Annotated in this window: 19 protein-coding genes and 1 pseudogene; 12 read left to right on the top strand and 8 right to left on the bottom strand. The window is 72.3% G+C overall.

Annotated features, from left to right (window positions below):
* Positions 1–14 precede the first annotated feature (14 nt).
* The 3 genes from nth to V8690_RS24160 all read left to right on the top strand — a co-directional run bounded on the left by nth (position 15) and on the right by V8690_RS24160 (position 3,007).
* Entirely contained in the window at positions 15–1,001 is a 987-nt protein-coding gene (gene nth / locus V8690_RS24150; protein ID WP_338781985.1) for an endonuclease III, read from the top strand.
* Positions 1,002–1,098: 97 nt separating this feature from the next.
* Complete coding sequence (locus tag V8690_RS24155; protein ID WP_338781986.1) at positions 1,099–1,794, top strand: CoA pyrophosphatase; 696 nt, start codon at positions 1,099–1,101, stop codon at positions 1,792–1,794.
* Between the two features lie 13 nt (positions 1,795–1,807).
* Positions 1,808–3,007 carry a MarP family serine protease gene (locus tag V8690_RS24160; protein ID WP_338781988.1) on the top strand — a complete coding sequence of 400 codons (1,200 nt, stop codon included), beginning with the start codon at positions 1,808–1,810 and terminating at the stop codon, positions 3,005–3,007.
* Positions 3,008–3,058: 51 nt separating this feature from the next.
* Here the strand turns inward: V8690_RS24160 and V8690_RS24165 are convergent, their stop codons facing one another.
* The 6 genes from V8690_RS24165 to V8690_RS24190 all read right to left on the bottom strand — a co-directional run bounded on the left by V8690_RS24165 (position 3,059) and on the right by V8690_RS24190 (position 11,266).
* Positions 3,059–3,241: a hypothetical protein gene (locus tag V8690_RS24165; protein WP_078602692.1), complete on the bottom strand. Its 183-nt coding sequence runs from the start codon at positions 3,239–3,241 to the stop codon at positions 3,059–3,061.
* Between the two features lie 127 nt (positions 3,242–3,368).
* A complete protein-coding gene (locus tag V8690_RS24170; protein ID WP_338781989.1) occupies positions 3,369–4,307 on the bottom strand; it encodes an alpha/beta hydrolase in 939 nt (312 codons plus the stop codon).
* Positions 4,304–4,792 (bottom strand): phage holin family protein, encoded by a 489-nt coding sequence (locus tag V8690_RS24175; protein ID WP_338781990.1) that lies wholly within the window; start codon positions 4,790–4,792, stop codon positions 4,304–4,306. Before V8690_RS24175 ends, V8690_RS24170 begins: the two co-directional genes overlap by 4 nt.
* Positions 4,793–4,911: 119 nt before the next feature.
* On the bottom strand, positions 4,912–6,348 hold the full coding sequence (gene nhaA, locus V8690_RS24180) for a Na+/H+ antiporter NhaA (protein ID WP_338781991.1): 1,437 nt from the start codon (positions 6,346–6,348) through the stop codon (positions 4,912–4,914).
* 211 nt (positions 6,349–6,559) lie between these two features.
* On the bottom strand, positions 6,560–8,518 hold the full coding sequence (gene acs, locus V8690_RS24185) for an acetate--CoA ligase (protein WP_338781992.1): 1,959 nt from the start codon (positions 8,516–8,518) through the stop codon (positions 6,560–6,562).
* Positions 8,519–8,896: 378 nt separating this feature from the next.
* Positions 8,897–11,266, bottom strand: a complete 2,370-nt coding sequence (locus tag V8690_RS24190; RefSeq protein WP_338781993.1) for a SulP family inorganic anion transporter — start codon at positions 11,264–11,266, stop codon at positions 8,897–8,899.
* 295 nt (positions 11,267–11,561) lie between these two features.
* On the opposite strand from V8690_RS24190, the gene V8690_RS24195 reads away from it, so the two are divergent.
* Both V8690_RS24195 and V8690_RS24200 read left to right on the top strand, forming a co-directional pair.
* Positions 11,562–12,824, top strand: coding sequence for a hypothetical protein (locus V8690_RS24195; RefSeq protein WP_338781994.1), 1,263 nt, complete (start codon positions 11,562–11,564; stop codon positions 12,822–12,824).
* A 64-nt stretch (positions 12,825–12,888) separates the two neighbouring features.
* Positions 12,889–13,713: an oxidoreductase gene (locus V8690_RS24200; protein ID WP_338781995.1), complete on the top strand. Its 825-nt coding sequence runs from the start codon at positions 12,889–12,891 to the stop codon at positions 13,711–13,713.
* A 338-nt stretch (positions 13,714–14,051) separates the two neighbouring features.
* Here the strand turns inward: V8690_RS24200 and V8690_RS24205 are convergent, their stop codons facing one another.
* Positions 14,052–14,885, bottom strand: coding sequence for an HAD family hydrolase (locus tag V8690_RS24205; protein ID WP_338781996.1), 834 nt, complete (start codon positions 14,883–14,885; stop codon positions 14,052–14,054).
* A gap of 570 nt (positions 14,886–15,455) precedes the next feature.
* On the opposite strand from V8690_RS24205, the gene ssd reads away from it, so the two are divergent.
* The 7 genes and pseudogenes from ssd to V8690_RS24240 form a co-directional block, all read left to right on the top strand.
* Positions 15,456–16,568: a septum site-determining protein Ssd gene (gene ssd, locus V8690_RS24210; RefSeq protein ID WP_338781997.1), complete on the top strand. Its 1,113-nt coding sequence runs from the start codon at positions 15,456–15,458 to the stop codon at positions 16,566–16,568.
* Entirely contained in the window at positions 16,565–17,791 is a 1,227-nt protein-coding gene (locus tag V8690_RS24215) for a TadA family conjugal transfer-associated ATPase (RefSeq protein ID WP_338781998.1), read from the top strand. The genes ssd and V8690_RS24215 overlap by 4 nt, the downstream gene beginning before the upstream one ends.
* A complete protein-coding gene (locus tag V8690_RS24220) occupies positions 17,775–18,647 on the top strand; it encodes a type II secretion system F family protein (RefSeq protein ID WP_338781999.1) in 873 nt (290 codons plus the stop codon). Before V8690_RS24215 ends, V8690_RS24220 begins: the two co-directional genes overlap by 17 nt.
* Positions 18,644–19,429: a type II secretion system F family protein gene (locus tag V8690_RS24225; RefSeq protein WP_338782000.1), complete on the top strand. Its 786-nt coding sequence runs from the start codon at positions 18,644–18,646 to the stop codon at positions 19,427–19,429. The genes V8690_RS24220 and V8690_RS24225 overlap by 4 nt, the downstream gene beginning before the upstream one ends.
* Before the next feature lie 75 nt (positions 19,430–19,504).
* Positions 19,505–19,714 carry a DUF4244 domain-containing protein gene (locus tag V8690_RS24230; RefSeq protein WP_078945397.1) on the top strand — a complete coding sequence of 70 codons (210 nt, stop codon included), beginning with the start codon at positions 19,505–19,507 and terminating at the stop codon, positions 19,712–19,714.
* Positions 19,701–20,066, top strand: coding sequence for a TadE family type IV pilus minor pilin (locus V8690_RS24235; protein WP_020272729.1), 366 nt, complete (start codon positions 19,701–19,703; stop codon positions 20,064–20,066). The genes V8690_RS24230 and V8690_RS24235 overlap by 14 nt, the downstream gene beginning before the upstream one ends.
* A 59-nt stretch (positions 20,067–20,125) precedes the next feature.
* A pseudogene (locus V8690_RS24240) lies at positions 20,126–20,458 on the top strand (Rv3654c family TadE-like protein); the annotation flags it as partial.
* A gap of 187 nt (positions 20,459–20,645) precedes the next feature.
* Here the strand turns inward: V8690_RS24240 and V8690_RS24245 are convergent.
* Positions 20,646–23,162: a DEAD/DEAH box helicase gene (locus tag V8690_RS24245; protein ID WP_338782001.1), complete on the bottom strand. Its 2,517-nt coding sequence runs from the start codon at positions 23,160–23,162 to the stop codon at positions 20,646–20,648.
* Position 23,163: the final 1 nt, after the last annotated feature.

Below are 23,163 nucleotides of genomic sequence, written 5' to 3' on the forward strand. Positions count from 1 at the left end.
TGCAGGCCGCGTCTATGAAGAAAGCTGCGTCTGCGAAGAAGGCCGCGTCTGCGAAGAAGGCCGCGTCTGCGAAGAAGGCCGCGTCTGCGAAGAAGGCCGCGTCTGCGAAGAAGGCCGCGTCTGTGAAGAAGGCCCCCGCCGTCAAGAAGGTCACCGTGGCGCCCAAGAAGGCCACTGCCCGCGTCAAGGGCACCGCCCCCGCCAGGGCCGTCGTCCACCCGCCGAGCGGCGAGTCGCCCACCGCCCTGGTCCGCCGGGCGCGCCGTATCAACCGCGAGCTCGCCGAGGTCTACCCGTACGCCCACCCCGAGCTGGACTTCACCAACCCCTTCCAGCTGGTGGTCGCCACGGTCCTGTCCGCCCAGACCACCGACCTGCGCGTCAACCAGACGACCCCCGCCCTGTTCGCCAAGTACCCCGCCCCCGAGGACCTGGCCGCCGCCAATCCGGAGGAGGTGGAGGAGATCCTCCGCCCGTGCGGGTTCTTCCGGGCCAAGACGAAGTCGGTCATAGGGCTGTCCAAGGCCCTGGTGGAGGACTTCGGCGGGGAGGTGCCCGGCCGGCTGGAGGACCTGGTCAAGCTGCCCGGTGTCGGCCGCAAGACCGCGTTCGTCGTGCTCGGCAACGCCTTCGGGCGCCCCGGCATCACCGTGGACACGCACTTCCAGCGCCTGGTGCGGCGCTGGCAGTGGACCGCCGAGACCGACCCGGACAAGATCGAGGCCGCGGTCGGCGCGCTCTTCCCGAAGAGCGACTGGACGGACCTCTCGCACCACGTGATCTGGCACGGCCGCCGCATCTGCCACGCCCGCAAGCCCGCCTGCGGCGCCTGCCCGATCGCCCCGCTCTGCCCGGCGTACGGCGAGGGCGAGACCGACCCGGAGAAGGCGAAGAAGCTGCTCAAGTACGAGAAGGGCGGCTTCCCCGGCCAGCGACTGAACCCCCCGCAGGCCTACCTGGACGCGGGCGGCGAACCGGCGCCGCCGCTGGGGGTTGGATGAGCTGCCCCACGAGCCCCTCGATCAGGGGATCGCGGCCGTTCGCGGAACGATCTCAGGGACGCCGTGCGTTGGAAGCGGCAGGACGACAGGGGTGGCGATGACGCGGGCGAGCGACACACAGGGCGGGCCGGTGACGGTGAGCAAGGAGGGCCTGCCCGGCTGGCTGGACCCGGTGGCGCACGCCGTGGAGAGGGTCCGGCCGCGGCAGCTGAGCCGCTTCCTGCCGCCGGAGGACGGCGCCGGGCGGCAGTCCGCCGTGCTGATCCTCTTCGGTGAGGGCGAGCGGGGACCGGAGCTGCTGCTCATGGAGCGCGCGCACTCCCTGCGTTCGCACGCCGGCCAGCCCTCCTTCCCGGGCGGCGCCCTCGACCCGGAGGACGGCGACCCGCGGGGCGACGGCCCGCTGCGGGCGGCCCTGCGCGAGGCGCAGGAGGAGACCGGCCTCGACCCCTCGGGCGTCCAGCTCTTCGGCGTCCTGCCCCGGCTGTACATCCCGGTCAGCGGCTTCGTCGTCACCCCGGTGCTGGGCTGGTGGCGTGAGCCCAGCCCGGTCGGGGTCGTCGATCCGAACGAAACCGCCAGGGTCTTCACCGTCCCCGTGGCGGATCTCACGGATCCCGCGAACCGCGCCACGACCGTCCACCCCAGCGGCCATAGAGGCCCGGCATTTCTGGTCGAATCGGCACTTGTCTGGGGTTTCACGGCCGGAATCATCGACCGGCTGCTGCACTTCTCGGGCTGGGAGCGGCCCTGGGACCGCGAGAAGCAGGTCCCGCTCGACTGGCGCGCATGACAGGGTGGCCTCCGTGAACGTGCTGGACATCTTGTTGCTGGTCGCCGCCGTGTGGTTCGCGGTCGTCGGGTACCGCCAGGGGTTCGTCGTCGGCATCCTGTCGGTGATCGGCTTCCTGGGCGGCGGTCTCGTCGCGGTGTACGCGCTGCCCGTCATCTGGGACGCGATCACGGACAACGCGGAGGTGAGCACGACCGCGGCCGTCGTCGCGGTCGTCGTCGTCATCGTCTGCGCCTCCGTCGGCCAGGCACTCACCACCCACCTGGGCAACAAGCTGCGCCGGCACATCACCTGGTCCCCGGCCCGGGCCCTGGACGCCACCGGCGGCGCCCTGGTCAACGTCGTGGCGATGCTCCTGGTCGCCTGGCTGATCGGCTCTGCCCTCGCGGGCACCACGCTGCCGACGCTCGGCAAGGAGGTCCGCAACTCCAAGGTGCTGCAGGGCGTCTCCCAGGCGCTGCCGGAGCAGGCCGCCACCTGGTTCGCGGACTTCTCCTCGGTCCTCGCGCAGAACGGCTTCCCGCAGGTCTTCAGCCCGTTCGCGAACGAGCCGATCACCGACGTCCGGCCGCCGGACCCGGCATTGGCCAACAGCCCGGTGGCGACCCGCGCCCAGCGCTCCATCGTCAAGGTCATGGGCACGGCCCCGAGCTGCGGCAAGGTCCTGGAGGGCACCGGCTTCGTCTTCGGCGACCGCCGCGTCATGACCAACGCGCATGTGGTGGGCGGCGTCGACGAGCCGACCGTGCAGATAGGCGGCGAGGGCAAGAAGTACGACGCCACGGTCGTGCTCTACGACTGGCGGCGCGACATCGCCGTACTGGACGTGCCGGACCTCAAGGCGCCCGCGCTGCGGTTCACCACCGAGGACGCGGGCAGCGGCGACGGCGCGATCGTCGCGGGCTTCCCGGAGAACGGGGCGTACGACGTGCGTGCCGCACGCGTGCGTGGCCGCATCACGGCCAACGGCCCGGACATCTACCACCGCGGCACGGTCCGCCGCGACGTCTACTCCCTCTACGCGACCGTCCGCCAGGGCAACTCCGGCGGCCCGCTGCTCACGCCCGACGGCAGGGTCTACGGCGTCGTCTTCGCCAAGTCCCTCGACGACGCCGAGACGGGCTACGCGCTGACCGTGGACGAGATCCAGGAGGACATCACCAAGGGGCGCACCGCGAACCAGCAGGTGGGCAGCGACAGCTGCGCGCTCTAGGAGCGGCCCTGATGCGGCAGGCGTCGGGGCGTCACTCGCGTGGGTGACGCCTCAGTCGCGTGTGTGGCGTAGACGTACGGAGACCCAGCGGGCGCGGCGGCGGAGGATACGCGGGATCCCGACCCTGGGGTCCGCGGTCGCCATCTGTGGTGCACCGCTTCGCTGGTGGGGGTTCGCACCGCCCGCCGAGCGGCGATTGCGGCTTGCGTCACTGTAGTCGTGCGTCCAGCCCATACCCCGACGTGTGCCCCTGACCCATGGTCGATAACCGCCCCGGGGGCGTCCAATTGGCCTATGCGTCAGGCAATTGGCCGTTCGTCGGACAAGCGTTCACGTGTGGATACCGGCCGCGGTCACCCGGTCACCGATCGGGTTCGGGATCCTTCAGCCAGTTGATGAGCTCCGAGGAGAACGCGACCGGGTCCTCCTCGTGCGGGAAGTGGCCGAGGCCGTCGAACAGGCGCCAGCGGTACGGGGCTTCGACGTACTCGCCGGAGCCGGCCGCGCTGCGCGTGCGCATCACCGGGTCGAGCGAGCCGTGCAGATGGAGCGTCGGCACGCGCACGGGCCGCTTCATCCGGCGGTTGAACTGGATGCCGTCCGGGCGGGCCAGGGAGCGCACCATCCAGCGGTACGGCTCGACCGCGCAGTGCGCCGCGGAGGGGATGCACATGGCGCGGCGGTACGTCCGGAGCGCCTCCTCCTCCGGCGGGCGCGGCCCGGACCAGTCCTGGATCAGCCGGGCTATGAGCTCCCCGTCGTCGGCGGTGAGCTGCCGCTCCGGGATCCAGGGCCGCTGGAACCCCCAGATGTGTGAACCGGCGCGGGTCTGCTTGACGTCTCGCAGCATGGCCGCGCGCCAGCGCCGCGGATGTGGCATGGACGCGACCGCCAGCCGCCGCACCAGCTTGGGGCGCATCACGGCCGCCGTCCACGCGAGGTACCCGCCCAGGTCGTGGCCGACCAGCGCGGCGTCCGGCTCGCCGAGCGAGCGGATGACGCCGGTGACGTCGAGCGCGAGGTTGGCGGGGTCGTAACCGCGCGGCGTGCGGTCGCTGCCCCCGACGCCCCGCAGGTCCATGGCGACGGCCCGGAAACCCGCGTCGGCGAGCGCCACGAGCTGGTGCCGCCAGGTCCACCAGAACTGCGGGAAGCCGTGCAGGAGGAGCACCAGCGGCCCGTCGCCCAGCTCGGCGATGTGGAAGCGGGCGCCGTTGGCGGCGACGTCGCGATGGTTCCAGGGGCCGTCCAGCAGCACGGCCGAAGCCGGTTGTGCCGGGGGAGTGGCGGGGTCGGTCATGACGACGAGCGTGCCACAACCTCGATGGCCTCGGGGACCCGGTCCTTCGCAAGCTCCGGCCGCGGGTGCGGCTTGGCCTTCTGCAGGACGCCCGCGGTCTCCTTCATGGAAGCGGCGACCTTCTGCGGGCCCTTGCTCTTCTTGGCCTTCTTCGCGAAGACCACGCCGATCAGCGCGAGCACGACCGCGACCAGTACGTTCGCCGCGAAGGACAGCAGGAAGCAGATCGCGAGGTTCCAGTCGCTCCAGGTGCGGATGCCGTACGCCAGCGCGAAGTTCAGCATCGGCAGGGAGAACAGCAGTACCGCACCCGCCATCGAGAAGGCGCCGCCGCTGGTCGCGCCGCGCTTCACGTCCTGCTTGAGCTGCGCCTTCGCCAGCGCGATCTCGTCGTGCACCAGCGCCGACATTTCCGCCGTCGCCGAGGCGAACAGCTGGCCGATGGTGCGTTCGGCGCCGACCGGGCTGCCGTCGGGTGCGCTCATCGCGGTCTCCCTCTTCTGCGTACGGTCCGATTTCCGCGTTTGTGCCTGACTGGCCACAGTCGTCCGACTGCGTACGGCCTGACTGCGTACGGTCCCGTCTTTTGTACCGTCCCGTCAGATCATGCCGGACGGTGGTGGTCCTCGCCTGCCCCGCCGGGTACTTCGGCAAGCCCGTGCCGCGCGACTGCCTTCTCCTGGGCGATCCTGCGGTGTTCGGCGGCCTTGCGTTCGTAGAGGTCGGCCAGCCGCAGGTGGTACGCCGGGTCGTCCTCCTCGTAGATGTCCGGGATGCCGTCGAGGTCCTCGTCGCGCTCCTCGGCCTCCCACAGGCGGCGGTACTTGGTGTTCCGCAGCTTCAGCAGCACGGTCGCCAGCGTCGCGGCGACGAGCGAGCCCAGCAGCACGGCGGCCTTGACCTCGCCGGTCATCGTCTGGTCGCCCTCGAAGGCGAGTTCGCCGATGAGCAGCGAGACGGTGAAGCCGATGCCGGCGAGACTCGCCACCGCGAACACGTCCGCCCAGGCGAGATCGTCGCTGAGCGACGCCCGGGTGAATCGGGCCGTCAGCCAGGTCCCGCCGAAGATGCCGAGCGTCTTGCCGACGACGAGTCCGAGCACCACGCCGAGGGGCTCTGGCGTGGTGAACACGTCGACGAGCGCGCCGCCGGAGATGGAGACACCCGCGCTGAACAGCGCGAACAGCGGTACGGCCAGGCCCGCCGACAGGGGCCGTACGAGGTGCTCGATGTGTTCGCCGGGGGAGTGGGCCTCGCCCTCGTGGCGGTGGCAGCGCAGCATGAGGCCCATGGCGACACCGGCGATGGTGGCGTGGATGCCGCTGTTGTACATCAGTGCCCAGACGACCAGCGCGAGCGGCACGTACACGTACCAGCCGCGTACGCCCTTGCGCAGCAGCAGCCAGAAGAGGGCCAGACCCGCGACGGCGCCGCCGAGCGCGGCGAAGTTCAGGTCGTCGGTGAAGAACGCGGCGATGATCAGGATCGCGAAGAGGTCGTCGACGACGGCGAGCGTGAGCAGGAAGGCCCGCAGCGCGCTCGGCAGGGACGTGCCGATGACCGCGAGCACGGCGAGCGCGAAGGCGATGTCGGTGGCGGTGGGCACGGCCCAGCCGGCCAGGGAACCGCCGCCGGTGGCGTTGGTGAGGACGTAGACGAGCGCCGGTACGGCCATCCCGCACAGCGCGGCGACGACCGGCAGCGCGGCGGCCTTGGGGTCGCGCAGGTCGCCCGCGACGAGTTCCCGTTTGAGTTCGATCCCGGCGACGAAGAAGAAGACCGCGAGCAGGCCGTCGGCGGCCCAGTGCGCGACCGACAGGTCCAGGCCGAGGGAGGCGGGGCCCAGGTGGAAGTGGGAGACGCTCTCGTAGCTGTCGCGCAGCGCGGGGATGTTCGCCCAGAGCAGCGCGGTGACCGCGGCGACGAGCAGCAGAACCCCGCCGACGGTCTCGGTACGCAGCGCGTCCGCCACGTAGGTCCGCTCGGGGAGGGAGAGCCGGTCGAGAACCTTGCGGGGCGTGGAGGGGCGGGGCGCGGTCACGTGGGAGACCTCCGGTCGGTGGGCAGGGCTGAACGCTTGCCGACCAGACTTCCCGGCGCACCATGAAGCAGTTGTTTTTCTTAGCCTAGGTAAGCATTCTAGGCAAACGTATGGCCGAGCGCATCCAGTGATCATCGGAGGTGCCGAAGGGGCACTCGGCGTGCCGTCCGCCGGGTGCCCCTTCAGCCGCTGCGCTATGCCTGTGCGGTGATCAGTCCTCGCTGGGCGCGGCCGGGAGCTTCGCCTGGATCAGGTCCATGACCGTGGAGTCGGTCAGCGTGGTGACGTCACCGAGCTGGCGGTTCTCGGCGACGTCCCGCAGCAGACGCCGCATGATCTTGCCGGAGCGGGTCTTGGGCAGCTCGGCCACCGGCAGGATCCGCTTGGGCTTGGCGATCGGGCCGAGGGCGTTGCCGACGTGGGCGCGCAGCTCGTCGACCAGGGTCTCGGTCTCGGAGGCCGTGCCGCGCAGGATCACGAAGGCGACGATCGCCTGACCGGTCGTCTCGTCCGCCGCGCCGACCACGGCCGCCTCGGCGACCGAGGGGTGGGAGACGAGCGCGGACTCGACCTCGGTGGTGGAGATGTTGTGCCCGGAGACGAGCATGACGTCGTCGACCCGGCCCAGCAGCCAGATGTCGCCGTCGTCGTCCTTCTTGGCACCGTCACCGGCGAAGTACTTGCCCTCGAAGCGCGACCAGTACGTGTCGATGAACCGCTGGTCGTCGCCCCAGATGGTGCGCAGCATCGACGGCCACGGCTCGGTCAGCACCAGGTAGCCGCCACCGCCGTCGGGCACCTCGCCCGCCTCGTCGTCGACGACCGTCGCGGAGATGCCGGGAAGCGGCGTCTGCGCGGAGCCCGGCTTGGTCGCGGTGACGCCCGGCAGCGGGGTGATCATCATCGCGCCGGTCTCGGTCTGCCACCAGGTGTCGACGACCGGGGTGCGGTCGCCGCCGATGTTCTTGCGGTACCAGATCCATGCCTCGGGGTTGATCGGCTCGCCCACCGAGCCCAGTACCCGCAGGCTGGACAGGTCGAACTTGGCGGGGATGTCGTCGCCCCACTTCATGAACGTACGGATCGCGGTCGGCGCGGTGTAGAGGATCGTCACGCCGTACTTCTGCACGATCTCCCAGAAACGGCCCTGGTGCGGCGTGTCGGGCGTGCCCTCGTACATGACCTGCGTCGCGCCGTTGGCGAGCGGGCCGTAGACGATGTACGAGTGGCCGGTGACCCAGCCGACGTCGGCGGTGCACCAGTAGACGTCGGTCTCCGGCTTGAGGTCGAAGACGGCGTGGTGGGTGTAGGCGGTCTGCGTGAGGTAGCCGCCGGAGGTGTGCAGGATGCCCTTCGGCTTACCCGTGGTGCCCGAGGTGTAGAGGATGAACAGCGGGTGCTCGGCGTTGAACGCCTGCGGGGTGTGCTCGGCGCTCTGCCGCCCGACGAGGTCGTGCCACCACACGTCGCGGCCCTCGGTGAAGGCGACTTCCTGGCCCGTGCGGCGCACGACCAGGACGTGCTCCACGTTGCCCGCCTTCTCGACGGCCTCGTCCACTGCCGGCTTGAGCGCGGACGGCTTGCCGCGCCGGTAGCCGCCGTCGGAGGTGATGACCACGCGCGCGTCGGCGTCCTGGATGCGGGTGGCGAGCGCGTCCGAGGAGAAACCGCCGAACACAACGGAGTGCGCGGCGCCGATGCGGGCGCAGGCCAGCATCGCGATCGCCGTCTCGGGGATCATCGGCATGTAGACCGCGACCCGGTCGCCGGCCTGAACTCCCAGCTCCAGCAGGGCGTTGGCGGCCTTGGAGACCTCGTCCCTGAGCTCGGCGTAGGTGATGGCACGGCTGTCGCCGGGCTCGCCCTCGAAGTGGATCGCGACACGGTCGCCGTGCCCGGCCTCCACATGCCGGTCGACGCAGTTGTAGGCGACGTTGAGCTCGCCGTCCTTGAACCACTTGGCGAACGGCGGGTTCGACCAGTCGAGGGTCTCGGTGGGCTCTTTGGCCCAGGTCAGCCGACGGGCCTGCTCGGCCCAGAAGCCGAGCCTGTCAGCCTTGGCCTGTTCATACGCCTCCGCGGTGACGTTGGCGTTCGCGGCCAGGTCGGCGGGGGGTGCGAACCTGCGCTCTTCCTTGAGCAGGTTGGAGAGGGAAGGACTCTCGCTCACTGTCCCATCTCCTTGCTCAGCAGGTTGGCCAGGCTTTCGTTGCTCACGGCATCTGCCTTTCCCAGGGTGTCCGTTGTGTCCCAGGCCACAGCTCATCAGACCCGGGGGTGCGGTGACAAGGGCCGACCGCCGATTGGTTTAGACCTATCGGGCGGTGGTGTCGGCGGCCGGCGTCATCCGTACCCACGGACGCCGACCAGGGAAGGTTCAGTGCGTGTAACGCGCGTCACCCATCGGGGCGGGGGCGCGTGTGGCGCGCGGGCGGTGGGGGTGTGCGGCCCGCTGGCCGTCGGGGCCGTCGGGGCCGTCGGGGCGTCCGGGCCGCACACCCGCGCACGTGCCGGGCTTACGCCGTCAAGGGCTCACGCCGTCACGGGCTCACACCGTCAGGTCCGCCTCGCGTACGTGGTCGAAGACGACGCCGTCGTCCCTCTCGGTGAGCAGGTAGGACTCGGCCTCGCCCACGTGGAAGTACATCCCGTGCAGCTCCAGGGTGCCCTCGTCGAGGGCCCGGGCCACCGAGTCGTGGGCGCGCAGGTGCTCCAACTGCTGGACCACGTTGGTCAGGGAGAGCTGCTCGACCACGTCCTCGGGCGCCCGCCCGGCCAGCCTGCCCCACGGCCGGCTGTCGTCGGCCATGCGCTCCAGGCTCGGCAGCCCGTGCCGCAGCCAACGCTTCAGCGGTGTCCGGGCGCCGCCGGGCTCGGAGTTGAGCAGCGCCTGCATGGCGCCGCAGCCCGAGTGCCCGCACACCGTGATGGACCGCACGCGCAGCACGTCCACGGCGTACTCGATCGCGGCCGCCACCGAGTCGTCGCCGCTCTCCTCGCCCGGTCGTGGGACGAGGTTGCCCACGTTGCGCACGACGAACAGGTCGCCCGGACCACTGGAGGTGATCATCGATGTGACCAGCCGTGAGTCGGCGCAGGTCAGGAACAGCTGCGACGGCCGCTGCCCCTCACGCGCCAGGCGGGCCAGCTCGCTGCGCACCAGGGGCGCGGTGTTGCGCTGGAACGCGCTGATGCCACGGGCCAGTTCGTGCCCGCGGGCGCCGCCGGCGCCGGTCGGGTCCGGCTCGGCGCGGTCCGTCCCGCCCGGGTCTTTCCGGGAAGGGGGAGCGGGCTGGGGGCGGTCGCACTGGTGGTTGCGCCAGGGCGTCCAGGGTCGGCAGCGGCAGCCGGTGAAGGCCTGCGGCTCGTGGATGCGGGTGCCGGGGTCCCGGCCGGTGATCTCGACGGTGCCGCCCTGCGCGGTGTGCGTCTTCTGCCAGTCCTGCAACGTCTCGTACGCCGCGTGGTCCATGAACGACCCGTCCAGCTCGACGACGGTGTCGGCTCCGTGGGGTACGAGATGCAGGGCCCGGCTGAGCCGGGGCACCGCGAGGAACGTCAACTGTCCTCTGACGTGTACGTGATGGACTCCTTCCGTCTCTTCGTGCGTGATGCGGGTGCGGGCGAGGCGGTGCAGGGCGACGCCGACGGCCATGGCGATGCCCAGCGCCACGCCTTCCAGGACGCCGAGGGATACGACGCCGAGGGTCGTGACGGCGTACACCCACACTTCTCGGTGGCGCGTCACCGTGCGGATGTGGTGCAGGGACACCATCTGGATGCCGACGGCCATCACCAGGGCGGCGAGCGAGGCGAGCGGGATGAGCTCCAGGATCGGGACCATCAGCAGCGCGGCGATCACTACGAGAACGCCGTGCAGCATCGTGGAGTTCCGGCTCACCGCGCCCGCGTGGACATTCGCCGAAGTCCGCACGGCCACGCCCGCGATGGGCAGTCCGCCGAGCGAGCCGGAGACGATGTTGGCGGCGCCCTGCCCGAGCAGTTCGCGGTCGAGGTCGGAGCGCCGGACGCGGGCGGGCAGGTCCGGGCGGCCGGCCACCAGCTTGTCCACGGCGACCGCGCCGAGCAGTGACTGCACACTGCACACCAGCGTGGTGGTGAGCACCGCGGCGACGAGGCCGAGCACGGGGCCCTCGGGCAGTCCGCCGAGGGCGTGGTTGCTCCAGGACGGCAGGTCGACCTTGGGCAGGCGAAGGCCGGCGAGGGCGGCGGCCGCGCTGGCTCCGGTGACGGCGACGAGCGCGGCCGGGATCTTGCGCAGCAGGCGTCCGGCCCGGCCGGGCAGTCTCGGCCAGAGCAGCAGCAGAGCCAGGGTCAGCGCGCTCACCGACACGGCCGCGGGGCGCATGTCCGCCAACTGGGCGGGCAGAGCGCGGAGGTTGTCCGGGACGGAGCTCTGCGGTGTGCCGCCGAGCACGATGTGCAGCTGGGCGACGGCGATGGTGACGCCGATCCCGGCGAGCATGCCGTGCACGATGGCGGGGCTGACGGCGAGGGCGCCACGGGCCACACGCAGGCAGCCCAGGCCGAGTTGGGCGAGGCCGGCGAGGACGGTGATGGCGCACGTCGTCCGCCAGCCGTAGCGCTGGATGAGATCGGCGGTGACGACGGTGAGTCCGGCGGCCGGCCCGCTCACCTGGAGCGGGGAGCCGCCGAGCCGTCCGGCGACGAGCCCACCCACGGCGGCGGCGACGAGGCCGGCCTGGAGCGGTGCGCCGGTGGCGAGGGCGATGCCCAGGGAAAGGGGCAGGGCGATCAGGAAGACCGCGATCGAGGCCGACACGTCGGCACCCGCGATCCGGAAGCGGCGGGGGCCGCCCGGCGGCGGGCTGTGGGGTCGATGGGTGCGTTCGGTCCGGTTCGGATCGGCGGCACGAGTGGGGACGCAGGCTGACATGGGTTTCCCGTCTCCTCCGGGGCTGCGCGGTCGCGTAACGCGGGCTCCCCGCTCGGGGCGGGGGTCGGTCGCGGCCGTGGGCACGGTGCAAAACGGCGGGATGAATCAACGCTCGGTAAACGAATCGTAATGCAGGGTAAAGGGCGAGCATGGTCTTTACGGGCAAATGGGTGAATAAATACCCCCGAAGGGTGAAGTGGCTATGTGATCGGCTTGTCGTACTAATTCCTTCTCGGTCTCGTGCGAATTTGGCGGCGCTGTCCGCACCCGAGAGAAGGAAGAAGGTGGGCGGAACATGGCCGCCACCCACAGGATCGCCGCGGGCTCCGTGATCGCCGCGGTCTGCGCCGCATCGCTCGCCGGTTGCGTGACCGGCACAGCGCCACAGGAGCCCCCCGCCCCGCCCAAGACGAAGCCGGCTCCGGCGCCGAAGAGCGCGGTCCGGCTGATCGGAGACGGCTCCACCGCCTACACCGGCGCCCAGCCCCACCTGCCCAGGCCCGAGCGGCTGCGGCCCGGCCAGAAGCCCCCGCAGTTCGTCGTCTTCTCCTGGGACGGCGCGGGCGAGGACAGCCAGAAGCTGTTCTCGCACTTCCGCAAGGTCGCCAAGGCGAACAACGCGACCATGACCTACTTCCTGAGCGGCGTGTACCTGCTGCCGAGCGAGAAGCGCGACCTGTACCGGCCGCCGCAGCACTCCCCGGGCCGTTCCGACATCGGCTTCAACGACCGCCGCGGCATCGCCGCCACCGTGGAGCAGCTGCGCCTGGCGTGGCTGGAGGGCAACGAGATCGGCACCCACTTCAACGGCCACTTCTGCGGCAGCAGTGGCGGGGTCGGCGAATGGTCCGTGCAGGACTGGAAGGACGAGATCGCCCAGGCCAAGCAGTTCGTGAAGACCTGGAAGACCAACACCGGCATGCAGGACGCGTCCCCGCTGCCCTTCGACTACGACAAGGAGCTCATCGGCGCCCGCACGCCCTGCCTGGAGGGCCAGCGGAACTTCATGAAGGCGGCCCGCGACCTTGGCCTCCGCTACGACACCAGCGGCGTCAACGACCAGGTCTGGCCCAAGAAGAAGCAGGGCCTGTGGGACGTCTCCATGCAGCTCGTGCCGTTCCCCGGCCACTCCTACGAGCAGCTGACCATGGACTACAACTTCATGGTCAACCAGTCGGGCACCACCACCCAGGGCAACCCCGCCATGCACGACTTCTGGGGCGATCAGATGCGCGACGGCCTGCTCAGGGGCTTCTACCGGGCGTACGACGGCAACCGCGCGCCCCTGATCATCGGCAACCACTTCGAGTCCTGGAACGGCGGCACCTACATGCGGGCCGTCGAGGAGGTCATCGAGACGGTGTGCACCAAGCAGGAGGTGCGCTGTGTCTCGTTCCGGCAGCTGGTGGACTGGCTCGACGCCCAGGACCCGACGACGCTGGAGAAGCTGCGCACGCTGAAGGTCGGCGAGGCGCCGAAGCAGGGCTGGGCGTCCTTCCTCGCGGGCAGGCCCGCCCCGGCCCCGAAGGGCGTGCCCGGGGCTCCGGCGGCACGCTAGCGGCCCGAGTGAAGATGGCCACTCCGCCGTGGGGCGGACCCCTGGGGTGCGTAGGGTCGTACTCATGAGTACAGCAGGCGCGACCGCCGACCCCCTCGCGGCCCTGGGGGCGCTGCCCGGGGTGGCCGATTCCGTGGAGTCCGTGCGCAAGTCCGTGGACCGGGTCTACGGGCACCGCATCATGCGGCGGCGCAGCAACGCGATCACCTCCGAGGCGGCCCTGCGCGGCGCCCGCGGCTCGGCGGCGCTGGCCGGTGCGGACTGGGCCCTGGAGGAGGTCCGCCGGCGTACGGACTTCAGCGGCGACGACGAGGCGCGCACCGTGGGTGCCGCGCTGCGGCTCACCGCGGAGGCGGGCCAGCTGCTGTCCATCTGGCGGCAGTCGCCTCTTCGGGTACTGGCCCGGCTGCACCTCGTGGCGGCGGCCGACAAGGCCGACCAGGTCGGACGGCCCCGGCAGGAGGGCGAGCCGGTCGACGAGCCGCTCGTCGGGCTGCCGCTGCCGAGCGCGGACGAGGCGCACGGCCGGCTGGAGGGGCTGGCCGGGCTGGTCATCGCGGGCGGCACCGCACCGGCGCTGGTGACGGCCGCCGTCGTGCACGGCGAACTGCTCGCGCTGCGACCTTTCACGTCCCATAACGGCCTGGTCGCGCGCACGGCCGCACGCATCGTCCTGATCGGCAGCGGCCTGGACCCGAAGTCGGTCTGCCCGGCCGAGGTGGGCCACGCCGAGTTGGGGCGCGAGGCCTATCTGGAAGCCCTCGACGGGTACGTCTCCGGCACCCCGGAGGGCATGGCCGCCTGGATCGCCCACTGCGGCAGGGCGGTCGAACTGGGGGCACGGGAGTCGACCGCGGTGTGCGAGGCGTTGCAGCGCGGAGCGGCGTGACAGCGCGACCGGGCCGGAAAAGAGATGCGGCGGTACGAGAACTCGTACCGCCGCTGGCATGAACATCGGGGTACCAAGCGTCCTCGATATATGCCCATCAGGTCGGGAACTTTGCCCGTCCCTGGTGCGGCTGGCCCGTAATCGACGGGTCGACGTCGCGTGGGTGCCCGGTGTTCATGCTCGGTCCGTGGGGCCAAATGCGTAATTAAGGTGATCCTCTCGGATGTCCTTGGTCTCGCGGGCCGTTGAGTCCTTTGTACTCCTGCCCCGGAGCAAGCGGAAGTCCAGACTGCACTTCTTTACTTTTGGGTTCAAATAGGACTTCGGCTCGCCCCAGGTCAAGCGATGCTCGCCCGGCGCCGGTTCGCGTACCAGACGAGGCCGGCAGTGGCCGCCGCGGCACCTATCGCGGCGACCGCGACGAGCGCCGGGCGCGGCGGTACGGAGAACCTGGGGATGCGCTGCTTGAGCCGGACCGGACGGTGGAAGTCCAGAATCGGCCACCCGCGCGCGAGGGCCTCGCGGCGCAGCGCGCGGTCCGGGTTGACGGCATGGGGGCGGCCGACGGACTCCAGCATCGGCACGTCGGTCACCGAGTCGCTGTAGGCGTAACAGCGGCTGAGGTCGTACCCCTCGGACGCGGCCAGCTCCCTGATGGCCTCGGCCTTGGTCGGGCCGTACGCGTAGTACTCCACGTCGCCGGTGAAGCAGCCGTCGTCGCCCACGACCATGCGGGTCGCCACCACCCGGTCCGCGCCGAGCAGCTCGCCGATCGGCTCGACCACCTCCGCACCCGACGTGGACACGATCACGACGTCGCGGCCGGCGGTGTGGTGCTCCTCGATGAGGGAGGCGGCCTCGTCGTAGATGATCGGGTCGATCAGGTCGTGCAGGGTCTCGGCGACGATCTCCTTGACCTGCTGCACGTTCCAGCCGCGGCACAGCGCGGACAGGTACGCGCGCATGCGCTCCATCTGTTCGTGGTCGGCGCCGCCGGCCAGGAAGACGAACTGGGCATATGCGGTGCGCAAGACGGCCCTGCGGTTGATCAGACCGCCTTGGTAGAACGACTTGCTGAACGTGAGCGTGCTCGACTTCGCAATGACCGTCTTGTCCAGGTCAAAGAAGGCCGCTGTGCGGGGCGACGAGTGGTTTTCCACGCCCATGAGCATAGGGGCAGCCCATTCGGCGTAAGGTGGGGCGCGTGGGTTTGCCTGAGAGGGCTCTCGGGTACACCATGGAAGTCACGGATCGTTCGCGACCGTGCTAACCCGGCCCGACTCCTCCCCCCGAGTCGGCCGTGGGGACGACCCCCGCTCTCCCCCGGCGGGGGTCGTCGCATGTCCGGATGGGTTTTCTCCTTCTTCGCGCGGCCGGAATGCCGCTCCGTTGCCGCTTCGGGCGGGCTGTTGGCATGCCCATGATTCATTACGGTGCGTAGTTGTCGGGCTGCTCTGTGGAAGTCGCAACAGAGGCCCTGCGGGCGTCACCGGTATGGGTGACGGCGATATTCACAACCGTCGAGGCGTCCACAGTTATCCACCAAGATCCACACGATTTCCGGGATCGCTGCACCGTGATTCCAGCGCACCCCGCTCGCGGCGGGTTCATGGCCCGGCTCCGATTGCCGGGGGCGTTTGGCCGGTTGTGTCGGCCGTTCAAAGGGAGGCCGCCTTGCCGGTTCTTCCCACGTTTGGGAATCGCGGGGCCGCAGGGCCGTGCGAGTCAAGCAGCGAAGGGGGATGGAGACCGTGGCCGGAGCCGTCACACACGATCCGCCGCCGGCCGCCGGAGGGCGGCAGGGCGGACCGCTGATCGTCACCGAGGACACCGAACTCCTCGACGACCTGCTGCGCCTGTGCGCGGCGGCGGGCGCCACACCCGAGGTGCACCACGGGGTGCCCGACCGCAGAGGCGGCTGGGAGGCCGCACCGCTCGTCCTCGTGGGCGACGACGCCGCACGGCGGGTGCGCGGGGCCGTACGCAGAAGGGGAGTCGTCCTCGTCGGCCGGGACCAGGACGACTCCGGGGTGTGGCGGCGGGCCGTCGAGATCGGCGCCGAGCACGTCCTGATGCTGCCCGACGGCGAGCAGTGGCTGGTCGACCGCATCGCCGACGTGGCCGAGGGCGTCGGCCGGCCAGCCCTCACCGTGGGCGTCATCGGCGGCAGGGGCGGGGCCGGAGCGTCCACGCTCGCGTGCGCGCTCGCCGTCACCTCCGCGCGCGAGGGACTGCGCACCCTCCTCGTGGACGCCGATCCGCTGGGCGGCGGACTCGACGTACTCCTCGGCGGCGAGACGGCCGACGGGCTGCGCTGGCCCGCGTTCGCGTCCTCACGCGGGCGGGTCGGCGGGGGCGCTCTGGAGGAGTCGCTGCCCGAGCTGCACTCGCTGCGGGTGCTCAGCTGGGACCGCGGCGACCGGATCGCCGTCCCGCCCCAGGCGGTGCGCGCGGTGCTCGCCGCGGCCCGGCGCCGGGGCGGCACGGTCGTGGTCGACCTGCCGCGCCGTATCGACGACGGCGTCGCCGAGGTCCTCACCCAGCTCGACGTCGGCGTGCTGGTGGTGCCCGCCGAGCTGCGCGCCGTCGCGGCCGCCGGACGGGTGGCGTCCGCGGTCGGCATGGTCCTGCGAGATCTGCGGGTGGCGGTCCGCGGGCCTTACCCGCCGGGGCTCGACGACCGGGAGGTGGCGCGGCTGCTCGGACTGCCCCTGGTCGGCGAGGTGCCGGTCGAGCCGGAACTGCTGCGCCCGGACCAGGGCACGGCGCCACCGGGCGCCGCCCCGCGCGGACCGCTCGCCCGGTTCTGCAAGGAGTTCTGGGAGCGGGCGCTCGTCGAGGCGGGTGCGGCGTGAGCACCCTGGCCGGACTCGAGGGCGCGGAACTGCTCGACGGGGTGCGGAGGTGGCTGGCCGAGAGCGGGGCCGAGCCGACCCCCGCGCGCGTGGCGCAGGCCCTGCGGGAGCAGGGCCGGGTGCTCGGGGACGCCGAAGTCCTGGGTGCCGCCGCGACGTTGCGGTCCGAGCTGGTCGGCAGCGGGCCGCTGGAGCCCCTGCTCGCCGACCCGTCGGTGACCGACGTGCTGGTGTCGGCTCCGGACCGCATCTGGGTGGACCGGGGCGGCGGACTGGAGCTCACACCGGTGCGCTTCGCCGACGCGGCGGCCGTACGACGGCTCGCCCAGCGACTCGCCGCCGTGGCCGGTCGCCGGCTGGACGACGCCCGGCCCTGGGCCGACGCGCGGCTGCCCGACGGGACCCGGCTGCACGCGGTGTTGCCGCCGGTCGCCGTGGGCTGCGCCTGCCTGTCGCTGCGCGTCGTACGACCGCGTGCCTTCACGCTCGGCGAACTGGTCGCGGCGGGCACGGTGCCGCCGGGCGGGGACCGCGTGCTGCGCGCACTGCTCGACGCACGGCTGTCCTTCCTGGTCAGCGGCGGCACGGGCAGTGGCAAGACGACGCTGCTGAGCGCCCTTCTGGGGCTGGTGGGCCCGGACGAGCGGATCGTCCTCGCCGAGGACTCGGCGGAACTGCGGCCGGACCATCCGCACGTCGTGCGGCTGGAGACCAGACCCGCCAACCAGGAGGGCGCGGGCCTCGTCACCCTCGAGGATCTGGTGCGCCAGGCGCTGCGGATGCGGCCCGACCGGTTGGTCGTGGGCGAGGTCCGCGGACCCGAAGTGGTGCATCTGCTGGCCGCGTTGAACACGGGCCACGAGGGCGGCTGCGGAACCGTGCACGCCAATGCCGCCGCCGACGTACCGGCCCGGCTGGAGGCCCTGGGAACAGCCGCCGGGCTCGACCGGGCCGCGCTGCACAGCCAGGTGTCGGCCGCCCTCTCCGTGGTGCTGCACCTCGTACGCGACCGGAGCGGGCGGCGGCGGATCGCCGAGGTGCATGTGCTGGAGCGGGACCCGTCGGGGCTGGTGCGGACGGTGCCGGCGCTGCGGTGGGGAGCGGAGGCCTTCGTACGCGAGCGCGGGTGGGATCGGCTGCGGGGGCTGCTTCGGGGTGCGGGAAGCGAAGGCGGGCCGGGTGAGGCCGCGGTGGAGGGGGCGAGTCATGACGGGGGCGGCTGAGATGTCCATGGGCGTGGCCGTGGCGTTCATGGGGGCGGCGGTCTGGCTGCTGGGTGAGCGTCAATCGGCGGCACGGCGGGCGCGGTTGCTGCTCGCGGGCGGTGGCGCTGTCGGGGGTGACCCGCCAGGGTGGCGGTGGTTGACCGATCGGTCGCGGCGAGTGCGTGGCCGGCTGCGGGCCGAGTGGTGGGCGCCGGTGGCCGGGGTGGTGCTGGCGGTGCTCGGGGCGTCGGTGCTGCCGGTCGTCCTGGGAGCGGCCGGCGTGCCGCTGCTGCGACGGGCCCGGCTGGCCGGCCGGGTACGGCGGGACCGGGAGCGCCGGGCCGACGCGGTGATCGCGTTGTGCGGGGCGCTCGCCGGGGAGGTGCGGGCCGGACGCCAGCCGGGAGAGGCGCTGCTGCGTGCCGCGCGGGACTGCGGCGGACTCGCGGACGCACAGGTGACGGTGCTGGCGGCGGCACGGTTCGGCGGCGACGTGCCGGACGCGCTCGGAACCGCCGCCAGGCAACCGGGTGCCGACGGGCTGCGGGGACTCGCGGCGTGCTGGCGGGTGGCCGTGGACCAGGGCGCGGGGCTCGCGGCCGGACTCGACCGGCTCGCCGCGGCCCTGCGCGCCGAACGGGACCAGCGTTCAGACCTGCGCGCCCAGTTGGCGGGCGCGCGGGCGACGGCGGTGCTGCTCGCCGGGCTGCCCGCCCTGGGGCTCCTCATCGGCACCGCCCTCGGCGCCGACCCGCTCCATGTCCTGCTGCACACCACGGCGGGTCTGGGCTGTCTGGTGGCCGGCGGTGTGCTGGAGGGCCTGGGGCTGTGGTGGGTGCTGCGGATCGTGCGGGGCGCGGAGGCGGCGGCATGAGCGGGGAAGTTGTCCACAGGCTGGGGGTGACGGTGGGGGTTGTGCTGGCCCTCTTGTGGTCGGTGCGCCGGCTGAAGGAGGCGCGGCACCGCCGGAGGATGCGGCGTCGGCTGGCCGAGCTGTCGCCCCGTGAAGCGACGGCCTCTGCACCGCGCCTCGCCTTGCGCCGGACCGCACGGAGATGGCTGGCCCCCGTGGGCGTGGCGTGTGCCGGGTGGGCGCTGATCGGCGGCCTGGCCGGTGCGGGCCTCGGACTGGCCGGTGCGGTGGGCATGTGGTGGTGGCTGCGGCAGGAGGCGGCCGGTACGGACGTGCCGGCACCGGACCTAGCCGAGGCGGCGCGGCAACTTCCCTTGGCCGCCGACCTGCTGGCGGCCTGCATCGCGGCGGGCGCCGGCCCGGTGATCGCGGCGCAGGCGGTGGGGGAGGCCCTGGGCGGCCCGGTGGGCGACGCCCTCGCCCAGGGGGCGGCGGAGGTGCGGCTGGGCGGCGAACCGGGCGCTGCCTGGCGGAGGTTGGCCGCCCTCCCGGGCGCCGGAGGCCTGGCCCGGCTGCTCGAACGGGCCGATGTGTCCGGAATGCCCGCCGCCACGCCGGTCGCACGACTCGCCGCCGAGGCCCGCGCCGACTGGGGCCGCGCCGCGACGGCCAGGGCACGCAGAGCGGGCGTCATGGTCAGTGCGCCGGTCGGGCTGTGCTTCCTGCCCGCGTTCATCGCGGTCGGCGTGCTGCCCGTGGTGGTCGGGCTCGCGGGCGGGGTGCTCGCAGGGGGTGGTGAGTGAGGCGGAGACCCGGATCGACGGAACAAGTCAGCGACAACCGGCAGAAGTTCAGGACTCTTTCCTACGGGGGTTGAGATGTATCAGGCGGTACGGGCACGGCTGGGTGCCCTGGTGTGCGGGGCGCGTGCGGCGCGGAGGGACGCGGGGATGGTCACCTCCGAGTACGCGATGGGAATCGTCGCGGCGGTGGCGTTCGCGGTGGTGCTCTACAAGGTCATCACGAGCGGCGCGGTCAGCGCGGAGCTCCAGAACATCGTGAAGGACGCCCTCAATGCGCGGATGTGAGCGGGGCGCGGACCGGGGGTTCGTCACGGCGGAGTCGGCCGTGGTGCTGCCCGTGCTGGTGATGTTCGCGATGGCGCTGGTGTGGGGGCTGCTGGTCGTGGCCGCGCAGATCCAGTGCGTGGACGCGGCACGGACGGGCGCCCGCGCGGCGGCCCGCCAGGACCCGCCCGACGCGGTCGTGCGCCTGACCCGCGAGGCGGCACCGCCCGGCGCGAAGGTGACCGTCGACCGGGGCGCGGAACACGTCCGGGTGGTCGTCGTGGCCGAGCCGCCGGTGCTGCGCGGCCTGTCCTTCGCCGTACGGGAGGAGGCCGTGGCGTCGGTGGAGGAGACGGTGGGGGTGGGCACGTGAGGCGGGAGCCGGAGGTGCGGGGCCGGGGCCCGAGGTGCCGGGACAGGGGGCGCCTGCCGATGAGAGGTGCCGCCTCGGACCAGGGGGCCGCCACCGTCTGGAGTGTCGGGGCGATCGCCGTCCTGTGCGTGGTGTTCGGGGTCGTCCTCGCGCTGGGGCAGGCCGTCGTGATCCGGCACCGTGCGGCGGGCGGTGCGGATCTCGCGGCGCTCGCGGCGGCGGACCACTGGGCCGAGGGCGGTACGGCGGCCTGTGCCCGGGCCGGCCGGGTGGCCCGGGCACAGGGCGTCCGGCTCGTGCGGTGCGAGGTCGTCGGGGAGATCTCGGACGTGACGGCGGCGTCGGGTCGGGGGCCGTTCACGGCGGAGGTCAGGGCACGGGCGGGGCCTCCGACGGCTCCCTTGGGTCTTCCGTCGGCGGGGGGCGTCGGGGCCGGGGTGGGTGCTGGGGTGTCTTTCCTGGGCTTCTGGGCGGCTTCGTTGGGTCTTCCGTCGGTGGAGGCTGTCAGGAGCCGGGCGCGTGCTGGGGCGCCGCTCCCGGGCTTTCCGGCGGCCTCGGGCCCTCCGCTGGCGGGGACTGTCAGGGCTCGGGTGGGTGCTCGGGTGTCTCTCCTGGGCCTCCCGGCGGCTGCTCCTCCGCTTCCTTCTCCTCGGGAGCCCCCTCCAGCAGCACCGTGAGCAGTCGCACCGCCCCCCTCTTGTGCAGCGGGTCGTTGCCGTTGCCGCACTTGGGGGACTGGATGCAGGACGGGCAGCCGGCGTCGCACTCGCAGGAGGCGATGGCCTGGCGGGTGGCGGTCAGCCAGGTGCGGGCGGTGTGGAAGGCGCGCTCCGCGAAGCCCGCGCCGCCGGGATGGCCGTCGTAGACGAAGACCGTGGGCAGGAGCGTGTCGGGATGGAGCGGGATCGACACGCCGCCGATGTCCCAGCGGTCGCAGGTAGCGAAGAGGGGCAGCAGGCCGATCGACGCGTGCTCGGCGGCGTGCAGGGAGCCGCCGAGGATCTCCGGGTTGATCCGCGCGCGGTCGAGCTGGTCCTCGGTGACGGTCCACCACACGGCCCGGGTGCGCAGCGTACGAGGAGGGAGGTCGAGTTTCGTCTCGCCCAGCACCTCACCGGTCATGAGCCGCCTGCGGAGGAAGGAGACGACCTGGTTGGTGACCTCGACGGAGCCGTAGCACAGGCGGCCGTCGCCCCAGGGGACCTCGACGTCCGTCTCCAGAACGGAGATCGACGTCGTGTCACGGGCGACCGTGGAGTAGGGCGGGGCGGCCTCCTCGACGAGGGCGACGGAGTCCTCGAGGTCCAGCGACCGCACCAGGTACGTGCGGCCCTGGTGGAGGTGGACCGCCCCCTCGTGGACGGTGGAGTGCGCGGCGCCCGCGTCGACCGTGCCGAGCAGTCGGCCCGTGCCGCTCTCGACGACCTGGATCGGGCGCCCGCCCTCACCGCGGATGTCGGTGAGGTCGGCGGCCCGCTCACGTCGGGTCCAGTGCCAGGCCTTGGTGCGGCGGCGCAGCAGCTTGGCGGCCTCCAGCTGGGGGAGGAGGTCCTCGCAGGCCGGGCCGAACAGGGCGAGGTCCTCGTCCGTCAGGGGCAGTTCCTCGGCGGCCGCACACAGGTGCGGGGCCAGCACGTAGGGGTTGTCCGGGTCGAGGACCGTCGACTCGACGGGCTGGTCGAACAGGGCCTCGGGGTGGTGGACGAGGAAGGTGTCCAGCGGGTCGTCCCGTGCGACCAGGACGGCCAGCGCCCCCTGCCCGGACCGTCCGGCCCGGCCCGCCTGCTGCCACAGGGAGGCGCGTGTGCCCGGGTAGCCGGCGATGACGACCGCGTCCAGGCCGGAGATGTCGATGCCGAGTTCGAGGGCGTTCGTCGCGGCGAGGCCCAGCAGTTCACCCGAATGGAGGGCGCGTTCGAGTGCGCGGCGCTCCTCCGGGAGATAGCCGCCCCGGTACGCCGCGACACGCCGGACCAGCGACCGGTCGACCTCGGCCAGTCGCTCCTGGGAGATGACGGAGATCAGCTCGGCGCCGCGCCGGGACCGCACGAAGGCGACCGAGCGCACGCCCTGCACGGTGAGGTCGGTGAGCAGGTCGGCGGCCTCGGCGGTGGCCGTGCGGCGGACGGGGGCGCCCTTCTCGCCGTGCAGCTCGGTCAGCGGCGGTTCCCAGAGGGCGAACACCAGTTCACCACGCGGGGAGGCGTCGTCGGCGACCTCCACCACCGGCAGACCGGTGAGGCGGCGAGCGGCCACCGCGGGCTCGGCGGCGGTGGCGGAGGCCAGCAGGAACACGGGCGAGGCGCCGTGGCGGGCGCACAGGCGGCGCAGCCGGCGCAGCACCTGGGCGACGTGCGAGCCGAAGACGCCGCGGTAGGTGTGGCACTCGTCGACGACGACGTACTTCAGCGACTTCAGGAAGGAGGACCAGCGGGGGTGGGACGGCAGGATGCCCCGATGCAGCATGTCCGGGTTGGTCAGTACGTAGTTGGCGTACTGGCGGATCCACTCGCGCTCTTCGAACGGAGTGTCGCCGTCGTACACGGCCGTGCGAACCGAATGGCCCAACGGATGTGAAAGTTCCTTCACAGAGCGGCACTGATCCGCCGCAAGAGCCTTGGTGGGGGCCAGGTAGAGGGCGGTCGCGCCGCGGCCGTTCGGGGCCTCGGCGCCGTCCAGGAGGGTGGACAGGACCGGCACGAGGTAGGCCAGGGACTTGCCGGAGGCCGTGCCGGTGGCGACGACGACCGATTCGCCGTCCAGCGCGTGTTCCGCCGCGCGCGCCTGGTGGGCCCAGGGATGCTCGATGCCCGCGGCCCGCACGGCCGCCACGACCTCCGCGCGGATCCGGTCCGGCCAGACGGCATGCCGACCCTCGCGCGGGGGCAAGTGCTCCGTATGAGTAATGCGCGAAGCCCTGCTCGGACCGGACGCGAGGCGGTCCAGGACCGCGCCCGGCGTGGGTCGGGGGGCGGGGTCCGTCGGGGGTCGATCGGATCGGTGATTCTTGGCCATCGGCACCGAGTGTGTCACTGGCGTGACGGACAATGGAGCCAAGGCGTCGTGCACGCCTGCCCGTAAGTGATTGAATGCCATC

Source organism: Streptomyces sp. DG1A-41 (assembly GCF_037055355.1).
Classification (GTDB): Bacteria; Actinomycetota; Actinomycetes; order Streptomycetales; family Streptomycetaceae; genus Streptomyces.